At 60.9% G+C, this 17,404-nt stretch carries 13 protein-coding genes, 4 tRNA genes and 2 pseudogenes; 8 read left to right on the plus strand and 11 right to left on the minus strand.

Going from position 1 to position 17,404, the window contains the following annotated elements:
* The first annotated feature begins 1 nt into the window (after window position 1).
* Genes QF039_RS19380 through QF039_RS19390 form a run of 3 tightly spaced genes read left to right on the plus strand, consistent with a single transcriptional unit; the run spans window position 2 to window position 4,101 of the window.
* Window positions 2-1,609: a type VI immunity family protein gene (locus tag QF039_RS19380; protein ID WP_307520166.1), complete on the plus strand. Its 1,608-nt coding sequence runs from the start codon at window positions 2-4 to the stop codon at window positions 1,607-1,609.
* A 51-nt stretch (window positions 1,610-1,660) separates the two neighbouring features.
* The gene (locus QF039_RS19385; RefSeq protein ID WP_307520168.1) at window positions 1,661-2,539 is read left to right on the plus strand and encodes a VRR-NUC domain-containing protein; all 879 of its coding nucleotides are present in this window, start codon (window positions 1,661-1,663) and stop codon (window positions 2,537-2,539) included.
* 2 nt (window positions 2,540-2,541) lie between these two features.
* Window positions 2,542-4,101: a type VI immunity family protein gene (locus QF039_RS19390; protein ID WP_307520170.1), complete on the plus strand. Its 1,560-nt coding sequence runs from the start codon at window positions 2,542-2,544 to the stop codon at window positions 4,099-4,101.
* 79 nt (window positions 4,102-4,180) lie between these two features.
* Here QF039_RS19390 and QF039_RS19395 read toward each other — a convergent pair.
* The 4 genes from QF039_RS19395 to QF039_RS19410 form a co-directional block, all read right to left on the minus strand.
* Window positions 4,181-4,256 (minus strand) — tRNA-Gly (locus QF039_RS19395).
* A gap of 3 nt (window positions 4,257-4,259) precedes the next feature.
* Window positions 4,260-4,335: transfer RNA gene (locus tag QF039_RS19400), tRNA-Glu, on the minus strand.
* Window positions 4,336-4,439: 104 nt separating this feature from the next.
* Window positions 4,440-4,515: transfer RNA gene (locus QF039_RS19405), tRNA-Gly, on the minus strand.
* A 3-nt stretch (window positions 4,516-4,518) separates the two neighbouring features.
* A tRNA-Glu gene (locus QF039_RS19410) sits at window positions 4,519-4,594 on the minus strand.
* Window positions 4,595-4,964: 370 nt separating this feature from the next.
* Between QF039_RS19410 and QF039_RS19415 the strand changes: the two genes are divergently transcribed.
* Both QF039_RS19415 and QF039_RS19420 read left to right on the plus strand, forming a co-directional pair.
* Window positions 4,965-5,723, plus strand: coding sequence for a hypothetical protein (locus QF039_RS19415; RefSeq protein ID WP_003217193.1), 759 nt, complete (start codon window positions 4,965-4,967; stop codon window positions 5,721-5,723).
* Between the two features lie 121 nt (window positions 5,724-5,844).
* Complete coding sequence (locus tag QF039_RS19420) at window positions 5,845-6,657, plus strand: alpha/beta fold hydrolase (RefSeq protein WP_307520173.1); 813 nt, start codon at window positions 5,845-5,847, stop codon at window positions 6,655-6,657.
* A gap of 36 nt (window positions 6,658-6,693) precedes the next feature.
* Here the strand turns inward: QF039_RS19420 and QF039_RS33770 are convergent, their stop codons facing one another.
* From QF039_RS33770 to QF039_RS19435, 4 genes and pseudogenes are all read right to left on the minus strand, one after another.
* Entirely contained in the window at window positions 6,694-7,575 is an 882-nt protein-coding gene (locus QF039_RS33770) for a methyl-accepting chemotaxis protein (RefSeq protein ID WP_371315662.1), read from the minus strand.
* Window positions 7,555-8,661, minus strand: a pseudogene (locus QF039_RS33775) (HAMP domain-containing protein); the annotation flags it as partial. The pseudogene QF039_RS33775 and the gene QF039_RS33770, both read right to left, overlap by 21 nt.
* A 115-nt stretch (window positions 8,662-8,776) precedes the next feature.
* Entirely contained in the window at window positions 8,777-10,201 is a 1,425-nt protein-coding gene (locus QF039_RS19430) for a PLP-dependent aminotransferase family protein (protein WP_134327080.1), read from the minus strand.
* Window positions 10,202-10,404: 203 nt separating this feature from the next.
* The gene (locus QF039_RS19435; RefSeq protein WP_008431261.1) at window positions 10,405-11,166 is read right to left on the minus strand and encodes an SDR family oxidoreductase; all 762 of its coding nucleotides are present in this window, start codon (window positions 11,164-11,166) and stop codon (window positions 10,405-10,407) included.
* 229 nt (window positions 11,167-11,395) lie between these two features.
* Here QF039_RS19435 and QF039_RS19440 point away from each other — a divergent pair, with 229 nt between their 5' ends.
* On the plus strand, window positions 11,396-12,403 hold the full coding sequence (locus QF039_RS19440) for an NADP-dependent oxidoreductase (protein ID WP_307520178.1): 1,008 nt from the start codon (window positions 11,396-11,398) through the stop codon (window positions 12,401-12,403).
* Between the two features lie 139 nt (window positions 12,404-12,542).
* On the opposite strand, the gene pyrF is transcribed toward QF039_RS19440, so the two are convergent.
* Entirely contained in the window at window positions 12,543-13,241 is a 699-nt protein-coding gene (pyrF, locus tag QF039_RS19445; RefSeq protein ID WP_003217180.1) for an orotidine-5'-phosphate decarboxylase, read from the minus strand.
* A gap of 290 nt (window positions 13,242-13,531) precedes the next feature.
* On the opposite strand from pyrF, the pseudogene QF039_RS19450 reads away from it, so the two are divergent.
* Together QF039_RS19450 and QF039_RS19455 are read left to right on the plus strand one after the other, a co-directional pair.
* Window positions 13,532-14,297: pseudogene (locus tag QF039_RS19450) on the plus strand (response regulator).
* Complete coding sequence (locus QF039_RS19455) at window positions 14,297-15,334, plus strand: cell wall metabolism sensor histidine kinase WalK (protein ID WP_003217175.1); 1,038 nt, start codon at window positions 14,297-14,299, stop codon at window positions 15,332-15,334. Before QF039_RS19450 ends, QF039_RS19455 begins: the two are co-directional and overlap by 1 nt.
* Before the next feature lie 28 nt (window positions 15,335-15,362).
* On the opposite strand, the gene QF039_RS19460 is transcribed toward QF039_RS19455, so the two are convergent.
* Both QF039_RS19460 and QF039_RS19465 read right to left on the minus strand, forming a co-directional pair.
* The gene (locus tag QF039_RS19460) at window positions 15,363-16,427 is read right to left on the minus strand and encodes an AI-2E family transporter (protein WP_003217173.1); all 1,065 of its coding nucleotides are present in this window, start codon (window positions 16,425-16,427) and stop codon (window positions 15,363-15,365) included.
* A 73-nt stretch (window positions 16,428-16,500) separates the two neighbouring features.
* Window positions 16,501-17,319, minus strand: coding sequence for a DUF4892 domain-containing protein (locus tag QF039_RS19465; protein ID WP_177021217.1), 819 nt, complete (start codon window positions 17,317-17,319; stop codon window positions 16,501-16,503).
* Window positions 17,320-17,404: the final 85 nt, after the last annotated feature.

Below are 17,404 nucleotides of genomic sequence, written 5' to 3' on the forward strand. Positions count from 1 at the left end.
CGTGAGCACTACTCATAGATTGTTTGATGAAGATGAACGTGATGAGTTTATTGCAGGGCTCAAGGAGTGGCCCAACACTGACTGGGGTACCGATGAGGTGGCCCGCCACAGCGTCAGCCCCTTCATCAGCTTCTATTTTCCGTCCACCCCTGGCACTCATCGCGATGTCGCCCTGCTGATGGTGGATATCCACGAAGCCTTCGAGAAAATGCTTGGTCACCCTTACACCATGACCATGCACGAAGATACGGATCGCCCTCATCCTTACCCTGAGGAGGAGCCAGATCTTCGCAGGCAGGCCATGGATGCCCATCCACACGAGCACTTCGTGTTCTGGTTTTCCGACGAAACAAACCATGCAAGCTCACCTACGACATCGGGCGACTTCTGGCTCAGTTGGTATCGGCTTGACGGAACCAGAACTGAATATTCCTCAATCGTATTTTATTACCGCTGGCAATGGTGGCTGGATAACCGCTATGCCTGGCGCGAGTTTGTCCTCAAGACCATTGACCTGCTCAAGGCCCATCAGGTCTATAGCGGTTTCGCCATGGCTAATCCGATGGAATACGGCACGCGTGCGGAGGTTACAACGTGGGAAAGAGCGTTGACTCCGGCGTTCCATGGGCTCGATATCGACTACGAGTTTGCGATGCGAGACGAGTTGCTCAACGGCATCCGCCCTCCCACCTGGGCCTTCCTGCTCGCCGACTACTGGCGCGAAAAGCTCGACCTGACCCGCGAACAGGTACGTACGGCACTCTCTCACCCACGCATCAGCATTACCGAATTACAAAGCGGCCAATGGATCGAACTGGGTGAACAACCGAAGTTGTACCCCGTCGAACAAGGCGTGCCCGAACTGCCCATGCTCTTGAACAAACTGCTCAAGCCTATCCGCTACGACAATTTGGGATTGCTGGGCTTCGGCCAATGGGACGGCGACCCCAACGAGCGCTTCACTGACCCAGACAGTCGGCGCTGGATGGCGCGCTTTGACACCGACAGCGATTGGCCGACGCCCGCAATGCGCTTCACCGCCCCACCACCTATACCCTCTGGAAAAGCCTCTACACCAATGCCTCTTTGCAGCGTAGCGGGTACTGCCTGTATTCAGGCCGGATGGTGGCTGGTTCCGGGACAGGCGCAAACCCGGCGAGCCTTCAAACAGGGCGAACTGATGCCGAACCTCGAAGGAGAGTCCGCAGAGGGATGGGTGATATGGCAACGTGACCCGGATCAAACACCACCAGAACCTGCCCGCTATGCCAACACCCACGATCCGGCCCCTCGCGCAGGCCGCTGGGAAGTTGAATCCGACCGATTCGCCTCGTGCGATATCCAGCTGAACGAGCGACTGCCTGCCCATGAAGGGCGCGTCGTTCGCTGGCACTGGACGGTCAGCGGCATGCGCGCAAATAGTGGCCAACCGTGTCCATATCCGGGTGCCTGGGTCTGCGAATATAAGCCAGAGAGCAAGCAATTTCTGGAGTATGGGGCTCCAATGCCGACCATGGAGGGTGAGGCTGTCGTCTGGCTCTGGATGGGACTGGAGCCGTTGAGGCGCTCTCCTGACCGAAGGACTGGCCTGCCCCCTGGGCGGAACTGACTGGACATTTCCTAGTGGTTTTCTCGATCAGCACATTGGAGATCTCGACTCATGCCCGGTCCTCTCGCCCCCGTTGTCGCTCGCATTATTGATGGCGCCTACCGGGCCTACCGTGCGAATCAGGCGTTTGAAAACACTAAAACCGCCGCCGAGCTGGCCCAGCTTGCCGTGGAGATTGCCGAGCGCAGGAAACAGATCAAGGACACGCTTCGCGCCACCATTGAAGCAATGACGCGGGAAATCGAGGTCAAGAGTTCGACCTTTGCCGTCGTAGATCGCGGCGGCAACAGCACCGTCTCTCGCAGAGGGCAAGAGAACATCGAATTCAAGGAGTACATCGAGCGCAAGGTGCCTTTTCGTCCGGCGATCAGCCAAGTCTGCGCGGTTGCCCTGCAGATGCCGATCAAAGTACCACGGCGCATCAGTAAGAAAATTGCCGGCGACACCGTGAAAACCACGATTGAAGTCGCACTAAAACAATTTACCGCCTCGTTGTTCTTTGAGGCCGTAGACGAGGCGCTGGAGTGGCGTAGCCCACTCAAATCAGAACCGAACTACAACGCCACCAGCAAGAAGGCATTGCTTGGGACCCCTGCAACGCGCCCCAAACGATTCGGCAGCGATATCCAGCCATTTTGGCCACGCCCGAAGGGATTGCTGGCACCCGACCTGGTCGTTGTTGAATACCGACAGGAACCGTTTGAAACCGACAATGTGTTCGCGGCGGTGGAGATCAAGTTTCCGGGAGATTGGGTGGTTAAAAAGCAAATATCAGATTACGCGAACCTGATGAAACCCGTAACAGGCGTCAACCCGGACAAAATCGGCAGAGAGAAAGTTGCGCTGTTGCGGGTGCCGGAGGATTGCACTGGCTTTGAAGGAGATGGAAAGAAACCTACACCAAGTGAACAGGCGAGGAAGAAGAAATAGCTATGAGTACAACTCACCAAATGTTTACCGTAAAAGAACGTGATCTATTTATCGAACTACTGAAAGAATGGCCCAATTCCGAATCCGGAACAGAGGACGCGTCCCACAGCGTCAGCCCCTTCATCAGCTTCTATTTTCCATCCACCCCTGGCACTCATCGCGATGTCGCCCTGCTGATGGTGGATATCCACGAAGCCTTCGAGAAAATGCTTGGTCACCCTTACACCATGACCATGCACGAAGACACGGATCGCCCTCATTCTTACCCTGAGGAGGAGCCTGATCTTCGCAGGCAGGCCATGGATGCCCATCCACACGAGCACTTCGTGTTCTGGTTTTCCGACGAAACAAACCATGCAAGCTCACCTACGACATCGGGCGACTTCTGGCTCAGTTGGTATCGGCTTGACGGAACCAGAACTGAATATTCCTCAATCGTATTTTATTACCGCTGGCAATGGTGGCTGGATAACCGTGATGCCTGGCGTCAGTTTGTCCTCAAGACCATTGACCTGCTCAAGGCCCATCAGGTCTACAGCGGTTTCGCCATGGCTAATCCGATGGAATACGGCACGCGTGCGGAGGTTACAACGTGGGAAAGAGCGTTGACCCCGGCGTTCCATGGGCTCGATATCGACTACGAGTTTGCGATGCGAGACGAGTTGCTCAACGGCATCCGCCCTCCCACCTGGGCCTTCCTGCTCGCCGACTACTGGCGCGAAAAGCTCGACCTGACCCGCGAACAGGTACGTACGGCACTCTCTCACCCACGCATCAGCATTACCGAATTACAAAGCGGCCAATGGATCGAACTGGGTGAACAGCCGGAGTTGTACCCCGTCGAACAAGGCGTGCCCGAACTGCCCATGCTCTTGAATAAACTGCTCAAGCCTATCCGCTACGACAATTTGGGATTGCTGGGCTTCGGCCAATGGGACGGCGACCCCAACGTGCGCTTCACTGACCCTGACAGCCGGCGTTGGATGGCGCGCTTTGACGCCGACAGCGATTGGCCGACGCCGGCAATGCGCTTCACCGCCCCACCACCTATACCCTCTGGAAAAGCCTCTACACCAATGCCTCTTTGCAGCGTAGCGGGTACTGCCTGTATTCAGGCCGGATGGTGGCTGGTTTCTGGACAGGCGCAAACCCGGCGAGCTTTCAAACAGGGCGAACTGATGCCGAACCTCGAAGGAGAGTCCGCAGATGGTTGGGTGATATGGCAACGTGACCCGGATCAAACACCACCAGAACCTGCCCGCTATGCCAACACCCACGATCCGGCCCCTCGCGCAGGCCGCTGGGAAGTTGAATCCGACCGATTCGCCTCGTGCGATATCCAGCTGAACGAGCGACTGCCTGCCCATGAAGGGCGCGTCGTTCGCTGGCACTGGACGGTCAGCGGCATGCGCGCGAATAGTGGCCAACCGTGTCCATATCCGGGTGCCTGGGTCTGCGAATACAAGCCAGAGAGCAAGCAAATTCTGGAGTATGGGGCTCCAATGCCGACCGTGGAGGGTGAGGCTGTCGTCTGGCTTTGGACAGGATTGGAGCCGGTCTGAAAGTAGCTTTGCGCCCCATCCCATAAAAAACCCACAAACAAAAACGCCGATCATTGCTGATCGGCGTTTTCGTTAAATATGGAGCGGGAAACGAGACTCGAACTCGCGACCCCGACCTTGGCAAGGTCGTGCTCTACCAACTGAGCTATTCCCGCAAATGGCGTCCCCTAGGGGACTCGAACCCCTGTTACCGCCGTGAAAGGGCGGTGTCCTAGGCCACTAGACGAAGGGGACACGCTACTGAAACACATGGTGTGTATTTCAGTGCCCAGAGATTAAATCCGAAGATTACGCACTGGTTTCACTCAGTGCCGCCCGAGGGCACCACTGCTTAAATTTGGAGCGGGAAACGAGACTCGAACTCGCGACCCCGACCTTGGCAAGGTCGTGCTCTACCAACTGAGCTATTCCCGCATATGGCGTCCCCTAGGGGACTCGAACCCCTGTTACCGCCGTGAAAGGGCGGTGTCCTAGGCCACTAGACGAAGGGGACACACGTACAACATTCACTCCCTACCGCGTTTCGCTGTGTGCTTTACGCTGTAAGTGGCGCGCATTCTATGGATGGATTGGGAGGTCGTCAACCCCCAAGGATAAATTTATTTAAATCAATGACTTCGCCGTGGTTTACGGGGGTTGCAAGGGTTTCTCGCCGTCCAGGCTTTGGCGCCTATATTCTGGCGTTCCACAAGGCGCTATAGTTCGCCACAGCAAATGATGGCAATGTGCATCTACGCAGGGACTGCCCAGCTATATAGAAGAAACTACTGACGCAACTGGTCGCTCAGTCCTATCCGGTCACTGCACCAGTCACTACACTTCAATGCAAACCCCATAAAGAGGTCACACCGGTGACACCACTCATGATCACCCTGCTGGTAATAGCCGGGATCGTAATACTGATCGCCATTGGCTACATGAACCACGTGGTGGAAAACAATAAGCTGGAAAAGAACCGGACCCGGATCGAACTCAATGACCGGCTGCGCCGCTGCGGCGAAATCACCGAGACCTTCCCTGGCCAGTTGATGACGCCGCGACTCAAGTTGCTGCTGACCCGCCTGGAGCTCAACGTCAATCAGCGCCTGCTGAACCTCGACAAGTCCAATGCGTCGCTCAAGGCACGCATCACTGAACTCAACGCACTGGTGGCCCAGGGCGAATCGATTCCGGTGAACAACCCGCCAGGCCCGATCCAGACCGAAGCCAAGGCCAAGGATGTACGTTTCCTGCTCGAAGCACTGCATGGCCAGGTGACCCGAGCGGCCCAGGACGGTTTCCTGCCGACCAATGAAGCCAAGCACTGGATCAAGGAAATCCGCCATATCCTGGTGCTGCTGCACATCGAGTTCTTCAACAACCTGGGCCAGCACGCGCTGCAACAAGGCCAGCCGGGCCAGGCTCGCCTGGCGTTCGAACGCGGCGTGCAGTACCTGCGCAAGCAACCGGAGCCGGTGGTGTACAGCCAGCAGCTGCAATTGCTCGAGAAACAGCTGGCGCGCGCCAACTCCATGGTGCTGTCCAACCTTGAACCGGCTGAAGACGAGGTCAACGAATTGACCGAAGGCTTGAAAGTGGTGGATGCGGACGCCGACTGGAAGAAGAAAGCCATCTACGACTGATCCCCTGCCATTGTGGTGGGCGGCAAACCCGCTCGCCACATGCCATCACTCTGCACCTATCCCCTTCCCCTCGAATAGCGTAAAAAAGGCCCCTCTCTCCGTTAACGAAAAGGGCTTCGCCATGCCTGTCGTGCTCATCGATGGACAACCGCTGCACTACCTCGACCAGGGCACCGGCCCGGCCGTTCTCCTCGGTTCCAGCTACCTGTGGGACAGCCAGATGTGGGCGCCGCAGATCGAAGCCCTGTCGCAACAGTACCGGGTGATCGTCCCCGAGCTTTGGGGCCACGGCGAGTCCGGCGCACTGCCTGCAAACACTGCATCCCTGGACGACCTCGCACGCCAGCACCTGGCGCTGCTGGATCACCTGGACATTGCCCGGGTCAACCTCGTGGGCTTGTCGGTCGGCGGCATGTGGGGCGCACGCCTGGCGCTGCTGGCTCCCGAGCGGGTCAACAGCCTGGTGCTGATGGACACGCACCTGGGCGCCGAGCCGGAAGCCACTCGCCAATACTACTTTTCGCTGTTCAAGATGATCGAAGACGCCGGCGCCATTCCGGAACCGCTGCTGGATGTGGTGGCGCCGATCTTCTTCCGTCCCGGTATCGACCGGGCGTCGGCCTTGTACCAGGATTTCCGCAACGCACTGCAGGCCTTCCCCAAGGAGCGCCTGGTGCACAGCATCGTGCCGCTGGGCCGGATTATCTTCAGCCGCGCGGATGTGCTGGAACAACTGGCGCGCCTCGACACCGACACCACCCTGGTGATGTGTGGCGAGCAGGACAAGCCACGCCCACCGGCCGAATCAGAAGAAATGGCGGCCTTGATCGGCTGCGCGCTGACGTTGATTCCGCACGCCGGGCATATCTCCAGCCGGGAAAACCCCGATTTCGTCAACGAAGCGCTGCTGACCTTCCTGGCCAACAACGCCTGACCGCCCTGCCCTTTGATCGCCGCAGGCCTGCGGTGATCAAAGGCGGAAGTGCCCGACCATCCCCTTAAGCTCCGTACCCAACTGCGCCAGCTCGATGCTCGACGCTGCATTGCCCTGCATGCTCAACGCCGATTGATCGGCACTCGCACGGATGCTGGTGACGCTGCGGTTGATTTCCTCGGCCACCGAGCTTTGCTCTTCGGCCGCCGCGGCAATCTGCTGGTTCATCTGCTGGATCAACGACACCGCCGCCGCGATGCTGCCCAGGGCGCTTTCGGTTTCCAGGGCATCACTGACCGCCAGCTTGACCAGTTCGCCGCTCTGCCTGATCTGCTGCACCGAAGCCTGCGCAGCGCTGCGCAAGGTACTCACCAACCGTTCGATTTCCTCGGTCGATTGCTGGGTGCGCTTGGCCAGCGCCCGCACCTCGTCGGCCACCACGGCAAAACCGCGGCCCTGCTCGCCCGCCCGCGCCGCCTCGATGGCCGCATTCAGCGCCAGCAGGTTGGTTTGCTCGGCCACGCTCTTGATCACCTCAAGGACGGTGCCGATAGTCTGGATCTCCGCGCTCAGGCTTTCGATGCTGGTACTGGCGGAGGTCGCGGAGCTGGCCAGCAACTCGATACGCTGCAAGCTCTGGCGCACCACCTGCTGGCCGCTGTCGACCTTGTCATCCGCCGTCTGCGCCGCCTGGGCCGCTTCTTCGGCGTTGCGCGCCACATCGTGCACGGTGGCGGTCATCTGGTTCATGGCCGTGGCCACCTGCTCGGTTTCTTCCTTCTGGCTGCTGACCTCGATATTGGTCTGCTCGGTGACGCTGGACAGCGAATGGGCCGAGCTGGCCAGTTGCTCGATACCCGCCTGCAACCCGCTGACCATGCTGCTCAGGCCGCTGCTCATCTGTTGCATCGCGAGCATCAACTGGCCCATCTCGTCCCGGCGACTGACTTCCATACGGCCACTGAGATCACCGGCGGCAATCTGCTGGGCCACTGCAATCACGCTGCGCAACGGTGCAACGATCAAACGGGTAATGATCCACGCGGCAATCAGCCCGACCAATAACGCCAACGCCGAAGAACCGATGATCAGCAACGCGCTTTTCTTCAACTGCGCCTGCATCGACAGGTCTTCTGCGTCGTAGGCCTGATTGACCCGGGTGACCACTTCGGCTGCACGTTCGTGCAACTGCTTGTAGACGACTTTTTCCTGGGCCAGCAGCCCGGTGTATTCGCCGAGTTTTTCGCTGAAGGCCGCAATATGCCCGGACACTTCGTTAAGCACGGTTTGGTAGCCAGGATCCTTGACGGTGGTTTTCAGCTGTTCGACCTGGGCCAGGGCCTGATCGGCCTGCTCGATCTTGCCTTGCTCGGCGTTCTCGTCATCGCCCTTGCGGCTCTGGTCCAGGCGCACATGCGCTTCGTTCATGGCCTGCAGCATCAGGCGCGAGACCTGGCTGACCTGCCCCGCCTGCTCGATGAATTCGGCACCTTCCTTGCCCTGGCTTTCCTTGAGGCCATAGGCGCCGTCGTCCGCCAGCCCGGCCTGCAACACATCAAGGTTGTTGGCGACACTGGAGACCGACCAACTGGCCATTTCCAGCGCCAGGTCCTTGGTCTGGGTCAGCTCGACAAACTCATCGAACGCCTTGCGATACGCCGCCAGCGCCTGCTCGACGTCGCTCATCACCGGGACATTGGCAGGCGACTGGGCCTTGAGAATTACCGCCTGGGCCGCCAACGCGTCGACACTTTCGTGCAAGGCGTCCACCGACTTGGGGTCGGCATGCAACGCGTAGTCCTGCTCGATCAAGCGCACCTTGAGCAAGCCGCTGTTGAGCGCCGACATGGCTTTAAGGCCCTCGAAGCGCTGGCCAACGGTTTGCAGCGACCATACGCCAATCGCGGCCACCAATGCCGTCAACAGCAGTACCAGGGCAAAGCCCAAGCCCAGTTTCTTGGCCATACCGAGGTTGGCAAAACGTCGTTGCACGGCAGAAATCATTGCACTTGAGTCCTCTTGCAATGGCGAATGCCATCAAGCCAGGTTTCGATGCAGCGAGATTCGCAACCCCGGGGCACTGAATACAAGGGTTTGGCGCCACAATAATGGCAAAAAGCTACATCCTCGTCGTTTTCAGAATGGTAGAGGTCGATCCTGCCGGCCCCATGGCCTTGAACAACGCCAGTGCACGCTGATCAGAAGCGTAGGCCACATTGATGCGCAGCCAGTCGCTGGATTCGCCCGTCGGGCTGAAAAGCGTCCCCGGCGACAGCAACACCCCCAGCCGGCGAGCCCGCGCCTGCACGGTGGAACGGTCGCCGACACCAGGGCGCGCCCAGAGGAACATGCCCCCCGCCGGCACCGCAAACACCTCCCACTCTTCGTCTTCCAGCACCTGCAGGGTCATGGCCATTTCCGTGCTCAGCCGCCGGCGCAGGCGTTGCACCCACTTGCGGTAGGTACCATTGGCCAGCAACGTAGCCACCACCGCCTCGGCAAACCGCGAGGTGCCGATGCCGGTCAAGGTCTTGACCCTGGCCAATTGCGCGATGATCGCCCCGCTGGCCGTGAGGTACCCCACCCGCAAGGCGCTGCTGAGGGTCTTGGAAAAACTCGAGACATAGATCACCCGGTCCTCGTGGGGCAACGCCGACAACCGGGTGCACGTGGCATGTTGCAGGTCGCCATAGACGTCCTCCTCGATGATGAAGAAGTCCTGGGAATGGGCCAGTTGCAGCAAGCGCTCGGCCACCGCCAGGGACAGGCTGGTGCCGGTGGGGTTGTGATACAGGCTGTTGATGAACAGGCACTTGGGCCGGTGCCCGCGCAACAGCGCTTCCAGGGCATGCATGTCCGGGCCGCCACGGGTGCGCGGCACTTCCAGCAGCTTGACACCATGAAAGGCCAGTTGGCGGTAAAGGTTGCCGTACCCCGGGCTTTCCACCACCACGGTGTCGCCGGCCTTGAGCAGCGTGCGGATCAGCAGGTCCTGGGCATGGCTCGCACCGTGGGTGGTGAGGATATGCTCGACCCGGGTTGCCACCTGGATGTGCGCCAGGCGCTTGAGCAGCTGTTCACGCAGGGCCGGCAGGCCCAGCGGCGTGCTGTAGTTGAAGACGGCCGCGGTGTCGGTGCGGGTGACTTCACGAATCGCGTAGCTGATGTCGTCGCTCTCGCGCCAGGTGTCCGGCAGCCAGCCGCATCCCAGTTTCAGTTCGCCCAGTTGATTGTCGATGAAGGCGCCCCACCCCGACTCGGCGCCCTCATACCATTGGTTTTCACCGCGAAGACCACGCTCGGCGGGTGGCTGGGCCACACAGAAACCGGCGCCTTGCCTTGAGGCCAGCACACCTTGGGCAACCATCCGCTCGAACGCCTCGATGACGCTGGACTGACTGAGCAGGTTCTCGTGGGCCAGTTGCCGCACCGAGGGCAACCGCGTCCCGGGGCTGGCGCCGCTCTCGCGAATCCAGGCGGCCAGCGCACTGACGATTTGCTGCACTACCGGTACAAGGGCTTGTCGATCGATCCCTAAATCCATGAGCCACTCACTTAAACTGTTGTCATTTAACCCAAACCAGTTAAGCACATAAGCCCAATGACAGCCGCGATCAAGATTTATTAAATCATTGATTTAATTGAATTATTTACCTAGTGAAACACATTCAGGTGCGGCATCTGGCCACCTGCGGAAAAACCCCACAGCGCCTCCAACGCTTTTCTGAATGGCATCCGTCTCACTTCCTAAATCGCGGTCGCGCCACCGTCCACCGCCAATGCCTGGCCCGTGGTGAAGGCAGCACCGTCGCTGCACAGATAAAGCACGGCGCTGGCGATCTCCTCGACCTTGCCGATACGCCCGACCGGGTGCATGGCGGCGGCAAATTCGGCTTTGCGCGGGTCAGCTTCATAGGCACGGCGGAACATATCGGTGTCGATCACGGCCGGGCATACCGCGTTGACGCGGATTTTCTTTTTCGCGTACTCGATCGCCGCCGACTTGGTCAGGCCGATCACCGCGTGCTTGGACGCGGCATAGATACTCATCTTCGGCGCCGCCCCAAGTCCTGCCACAGAAGCCGTGTTGACGATGGCGCCGCCGCCCTGAGCCAGGAGCAACGGCAGTTGATACTTCATGCACAGCCACACGCCCTTGACGTTGACGCCCATGATTGCGTCGAACTCATCCAGGCTGCCGTCCGCCAGCTTGCCCTTCTCGATCTCGATCCCGGCGTTGTTGAAGGCATAGTCCAACCGGCCATAGGTGGCCACGGTCTGCTGCATCAACTGCTGCACGTCCGCTTCGAGGGTGACATTGCAGCGCACAAACACCGCTTCGCCACCGGCCTGATGAATCAGCGCCACAGTGCCCTCGCCGCCAGCCGCGTCCAGGTCGGCGACTACGACTTTCAAGCCTTCAGCGGCGAACGCCAGCGCAGTGGCGCGGCCAATGCCGGCGGCCGCACCGGTCACCAGGGCGACCTGGCCGGAAAATGTCATGCTCATGGTGGATGTTCCTTCGATGGGGATGCTCGATGACCCCAGTCTAGCCAGAGCCACCATCGGCGCGTCAGCACTATCAAAAGCCCGGTTGGCGAACCATGAGCCGCAGTGATAACGGCACCCTCATCACTATCATTGCAGTGGATCGGTGGGCATTCGCAGGTGCCGCGCACCTTGCCGGTGCAGCCCGAAGGGTCTATCACTCAAGGTCCACTTCTCAAGAGTCGCTGCCATGACTGCCCAGACCAACCGCCAATTCCTGCTCGCCAAACGCCCGGTCGGCGCGGCCACACGGGACACCTTCACTTACCAGGAAGTGCCGGTGGGTAAACCCCACGACGGCCAGGTGCTGGTGCACAACGAATACCTGTCCCTGGACCCGGCCATGCGTGGCTGGATGAACGAGGGCAAATCCTACATTCCACCGGTGGGTATCGGCGAAGTCATGCGCGCCTTGGGCGTAGGCAAGGTGATCGCGTCGAACAACCCGAAATTTGCCGTGGGCGACTACGTCAACGGTGCCTTGGGTGTGCAGGATTACTTCCTCGGTGAGCCGCGGGGTTTCTACAAGGTCGATCCGAAACTGGCGCCGTTGCCGCGTTATCTGTCGGCGCTGGGGATGACCGGCATGACCGCTTACTTCGCCCTGCTGGACACCGGCGCGCCCAAGGCCGGCGAGACCGTGGTGATCTCCGGCGCGGCAGGCGCGGTGGGCAGCATTGCCGGGCAGATTGCCAAGATCAAAGGCTGCCGCGTGGTAGGCATCGCTGGCGGCGCCGACAAATGCAGGTTCCTGGTGGATGAACTGGGTTTTGATGCAGCCATCGACTACAAGAACGAAGACGTGCATGCCGGCCTCAAGCGCGAGTGCCCGAAAGGTGTGGACGTGTATTTCGATAACGTCGGCGGGGACATTCTCGATGCCGTGCTCAGCCGCCTGGCATTGAAAGCCCGCGTAGTGATCTGCGGCGCCATCAGCCAGTACAACAACAAGGAAGCTGTCAAAGGGCCGGCCAACTACCTGTCACTGCTGGTCAATCGTGCGCGCATGGAAGGGTTTGTGGTGATGGACCACGCGGCGAATTTTGCCGCTGCCGGGCAGGAAATGGCCGGCTGGATGGCTCAGGGCAAGCTCAAGAGCAAGGAAGATATAGTCGAGGGGCTGGAGACGTTCCCGGAGACGCTGATGAAGCTGTTCAACGGTGAGAACTTTGGGAAGTTGGTACTGAAAGTCAGCTGACACACCGCAGATCGTTCTGCACACACGGTTAATGTGGGAGCCGGGCTTGCCCGCGATGCAGGCGACTCGGTGTTTGAGTGATACCGAGGCGATGCTATCGCAGGCAAGCCAGCTCCCACAGAGACCGTGGTCGCTTTAGTCAGGCAATCTCGGCAACTACCGCTGCCAGCGCCTTGGCCGGGTCGGCCGCCTGGCTGATCGGGCGACCGATCACCAGGTAATCGGAACCGGCATCCAGGGCCTGGCGTGGGGTCAGGATGCGACGCTGGTCGTCCTGGGCGCTGCCCGCCGGGCGAATCCCCGGGGTCACCAGTTGCAACGCCGGGTGGGCGGTCTTCAGCGCCTGCGCTTCCAGCGCCGAGCACACCAGGCCGTCCAGGCCAGCCTTTTGCGCCAGGGCCGCGAGGCGCAGCACTTGTTCCTGTGGCTCGATGTCCAGGCCGATGCCGGCCAGGTCTTCACGCTCCATGCTGGTCAGCACGGTCACGCCAATCAGCAGTGGCTTGGGGCCGCTGCGCTGATCGAGCACTTCACGGCACGCAGCCATCATGCGCAAGCCGCCGGAGCAGTGCACGTTGACCATCCACACGCCCATTTCGGCGGCGGCCTTGACCGCCATCGCGGTGGTGTTGGGGATATCGTGGAATTTCAGGTCGAGGAACACCTCGAACCCTTTGTCACGCAAGGTGCCGACAATTTCGGCGGCACAACTGGTGAACAGTTCCTTGCCAACCTTGACCCGGCAAAGCTTGGGGTCCAACTGGTCAGCCAGCTTCAGTGCGGCGTCACGAGTGGGGTAATCCAGGGCGACGATGATAGGAGTCTGGCAGGCGGACATTGGAATGGGCTCTCAGGCAAGTCGAAATCGGCGCGGATTGTAGCGCAAGCAGCGGGTTTGCGGGATCCGATGATCGGTAATTCGCGATTTAGCCGCCAGATTGCGGGCTCCCGGGCAATTGTGTCGAAACAGATACATTCCCGACATGCCTGCAATACCCCCGAAGATTAGCCTCGCACACGTGAACCATCGTACAGAACTTCCAGCCCCGGGGCTGGGCGCCTATGCTGAACGCAACAACCTCGCCGCCGAGCTTCGGCCCGGCGGCCAACCAGGTAGATGATCGCACCATGCAAACCCTGACTCCTGTGCTGAATGACGATCAAAAAGCCTCGCTTGTCGGTGAAGACAAACGCTGGAACACCCGCGCGCTGATTGTCGACGACGACGTGCCGATCCGCGAACTGCTGATCGATTACCTGGCACGCTTCAACATTCTCGCCAGCGGCGTGACCGATGGCGCGGCCATGCGCCAGGCCATGCAAGCCGAGACCTTCGACGTGGTGGTGCTCGACCTGATGCTGCCGGGCGAAGACGGCCTGTCGCTGTGCCGCTGGCTGCGGGCAGAATCGGACATCCCGATCCTGATGCTCACCGCCCGCTGCGAACCTACCGACCGCATTATCGGCCTGGAACTGGGGGCCGACGACTACATGTCCAAGCCCTTCGAGCCCCGCGAACTGGTGGCCCGTATCCAGACCATCCTGCGTCGCGTGCGGGATGATCGCACTGAGCAACGGGCGAATATCCGCTTCGACAACTGGCGCCTCAACAGCGTGCTGCGCCAGCTGGTGGCCGACGACGGGCTGGGTGGTGCCGCTGTCCAACGCCGAATTCCGTTTGCTGTGGGTGTTTATCGAGCGCCCGCGCCGGGTACTGAGCCGTGAACAATTGCTGGACGCGGCCCGGGGTCGCTCCATCGAGGCCTTTGATCGCAGTATTGACCTGCTGGTCTCGCGCCTGCGCCAGAAGCTGGGGGACGACCCCAAGGCCCCGCAGTTGATCAAGACCGTACGCGGTGAAGGCTACCTGTTCGACGCCCGAGATATCGGCTGATGCGCAACGCCTTCAACACCCTGTTCGGGCGGCTGTTCGGCGTGTTGCTGGTGGCGATTGTGCTGGCCCACGCGCTGGCATTCTTCTGGTTTCACCATTATGGCCCGCCGCCCCCTCCGCCCCACGAGACCTTCATCGAGCAACCGGACGGCAGCCTGACGCCAATGCCCAAGGAGCATCGCCGTCCCTGGTTCGGCGGGCCTGTGGTACCGCTGACCTTCCAGTTTATCTCGCTGATCATTGCCGCCTGGTACGGCGCCAAGCTGCTCAGCCGGCCAATCCAGCGCCTGAGCGCCGCGGCCGAGCGCCTGAGCCTGGACCTCGACAGCCCACCGCTGAACGAGTCCGGCCCACGAGAGGCTCGGCAAGCGGCATCGACCTTCAACCTGATGCAAAAGCGCATCCGCGAACAGGTCACCCAGCGTGCCCGCATGCTGGGCGCCGTGTCCCACGACCTGCGCACGCCGCTGTCACGGCTCAAGCTGCGCCTGGAACAGATCGAAGACACCAAGCTGCAGGGCCAGATGCGCCAGGACCTGGACGACATGATCGGCATGCTCGACGCCACCCTGAGCTACCTGCACGAGCAGCGCACCAGCGAAACCCGGCATTGGCTGGATGTGCAGGCGCTGGTGGAGTCCCTGAGTGAAAACGCCCAGGACCGTGGCTCCGATGTGCAATGCAGTGGTGAGTGCGCGCCGCTGCAAGTGCAACCGATGGCCCTGCGTTCGTGCCTGAACAACCTGATCGACAACGCCCTGCGATACGCCGGCACCGCGCGCATCGAACTCGCGGACACTCCGCAGGCGCTGGTGGTGAAGGTGATCGACCACGGCCCGGGCATTGCGGCGGATAAACGCGAGGCGGTGTTTGAACCGTTTTATCGGCTGGAAGGCTCGCGCAACCGCAATTCCGGTGGCGTGGGGTTGGGCATGACGATTTCCAAGGAAGCCGTGGAACGCCTCGGTGGACGGCTGAGCCTGGAGGAAACTCCGGGCGGCGGCCTTACCGCCGTAATGTGGCTGCCAAGGGCGTAGGAATGGTTCCTGCGCCCTGCAGGAACCATTACTGCCCGGTTTTATCTTCCCGCCGCACCTGAGCCTGGGTGGCACTCCAGTCGGTCAACAAGCTATACGCCACCGCCAGCAATGTCGGGCCGATAAACAGGCCGATAAAGCCGAACGCAATCAACCCGCCAAACACCCCCAGCAACACAATCACCAGCGGCAGGTTGCCGCCACGGCTGATCAGGTAGGGCTTGAGCACGTTGTCGACGCCGCTGATGATGAACGTGCCCCATACACCGAGGAACACCGCATAGGTGTAGTCGCCCTTCCAGGCGAGCCAGGCGGTGGCCGGAATCCAGATCAGCGGCGGGCCCATCGGAATCAGGCTGAGCAGGAACGTCACGATCCCCAGCACCAAAGCCCCCGGAACACCGGCAATCCAGAAGCCGATCAGCGCCAGCAAGGCCTGGGCGGCAGCGGTGCCGATCACACCGTTGACCACCCGCTGCACCGTACCCGCGACCAGTTCGATGTAATAACCCGCCCGGTCGCCGATCAACCGCTCCAGCAAGCGATGCACAAACATCGCCAGGCGCGGCCCGTCACGGTAGAAAAAGAACACGAACACCAGGCTCAGGGTCAGTTCCAGGATGCCGCCGCCGATCTGCGCACTGCGGGCCAGCAACCAGTTGCCGACCTGTCCCAGGTACGGTTTCAACGTGACCATCAGTGCCGCGCCCTGCTGGTCGATGCTGTCCCACATCGCCACCAATCGTTCGCCGACAAAGGGAATGGAGCCGAGCCAGGTGGGCGCCGCAGGCAAGCCATCCACCTGGATATCCTTGATCAGGCCCACGGCATCGCGCACATGGTCGGCCAGGTTGAACCCCAGCCAAACCAGCGGCAACGCCACCAATAGCATCCAGACCAGGGTCAGGATCCCGGCGGCCAGCGATTCGCGACCGCCCAGCCAGCGGGTGAGCAAGCGCATCACCGGCCAACTGGCAAACGCCAGTACCGCGCCCCAGAACAGCGCCGACCAGAACGGCGCCATCACCCAGAAGCTGGCACCAAACAACACCAGCAGCAGGATCTGCACCAGCAGGCGATCGTTATTGAGCATGTGGTTTCTCGAAAAGAAGTCTGTAAGAGGAAGAGCTTAGGCGAACGGCGCGGGTCCGTTCGCCCTGGAACGGTCAGCGTATCAGATGCAGGTGCAAACCCTTGGCTTCAGTGGTGCCGGTTTCCAGGCGCGCCGCACGTACGCCCTGATCGATCAAGCCCTGACGCCATGCCTCGGCGGTGGGCCCGGTCAAACTGACCCGCAACGTGGCATCCAGGTTCAATCCGCGGGAAATAAGGGTGAGCCAGGTGGCGTCAGGTTCGGCGCCCAGCTGGGGGAAATCCAGCTCGCCGGTGCTTTTCAGTTCCCGCAGCAGCGTAGCGGAGGTCGGCAGCAAATCGCCCAGCGGTGCGCTGGCGTCCATCTGCTCCACGTGCAGGTACGCCCGTCGATTGCCCCGGGTGATGCCGTACAACGCGACCAGGGAGTTGTCCTGCGGGGCCGCCAGGCGCAGCAGCAGGTATTCCTGCTGGCCGTCGGCGCCCACCAGCTTGGCATTGCCGAACACTTCATTGGCCCACAGGCTGCTTTCGCCGCAATCACGGGCCTGGCACCAGAACAGCAGTTGCGCGCCCTGGGCCTGCAAGGCTTCACGGGTGGCGGTAAAGGCGGCGCTGGAGGTGTGCTCGGCAGGCAGTTCGTAGGTGATGGCAGTGGCTTGGCCGCGGGCGGTGGCCTGGCCTTCATAGCGCAGCTGGCCGCTGATCTTGCGGATCGAGCCCAGCGGGTAGATACGTTCTTTCTCTTCGGCGGGACGGTAGTCGACAATCTGCGCGTCGACCTGACGGGCCACGGCGGGCAAGTCCTGGCTACCCGGTACGTCGGCGGCAAACACCAGCGGGCTGAAACAGCACAGCCCCAGAACACGGAAAAATCCCTTCGGCATACTCATCGGATCGGCGCGCCCTGGCCATTGGGGTGCGCTGCGGTGTTGAGATCGTTCATGGTTGACTCCCTTTCGATCCGCCCAGCCTCGG

The sequence above is a fragment of the Pseudomonas sp. W2I6 genome (genome assembly GCF_030815935.1).
GTDB lineage: Bacteria > Pseudomonadota > Gammaproteobacteria > Pseudomonadales > Pseudomonadaceae > Aquipseudomonas.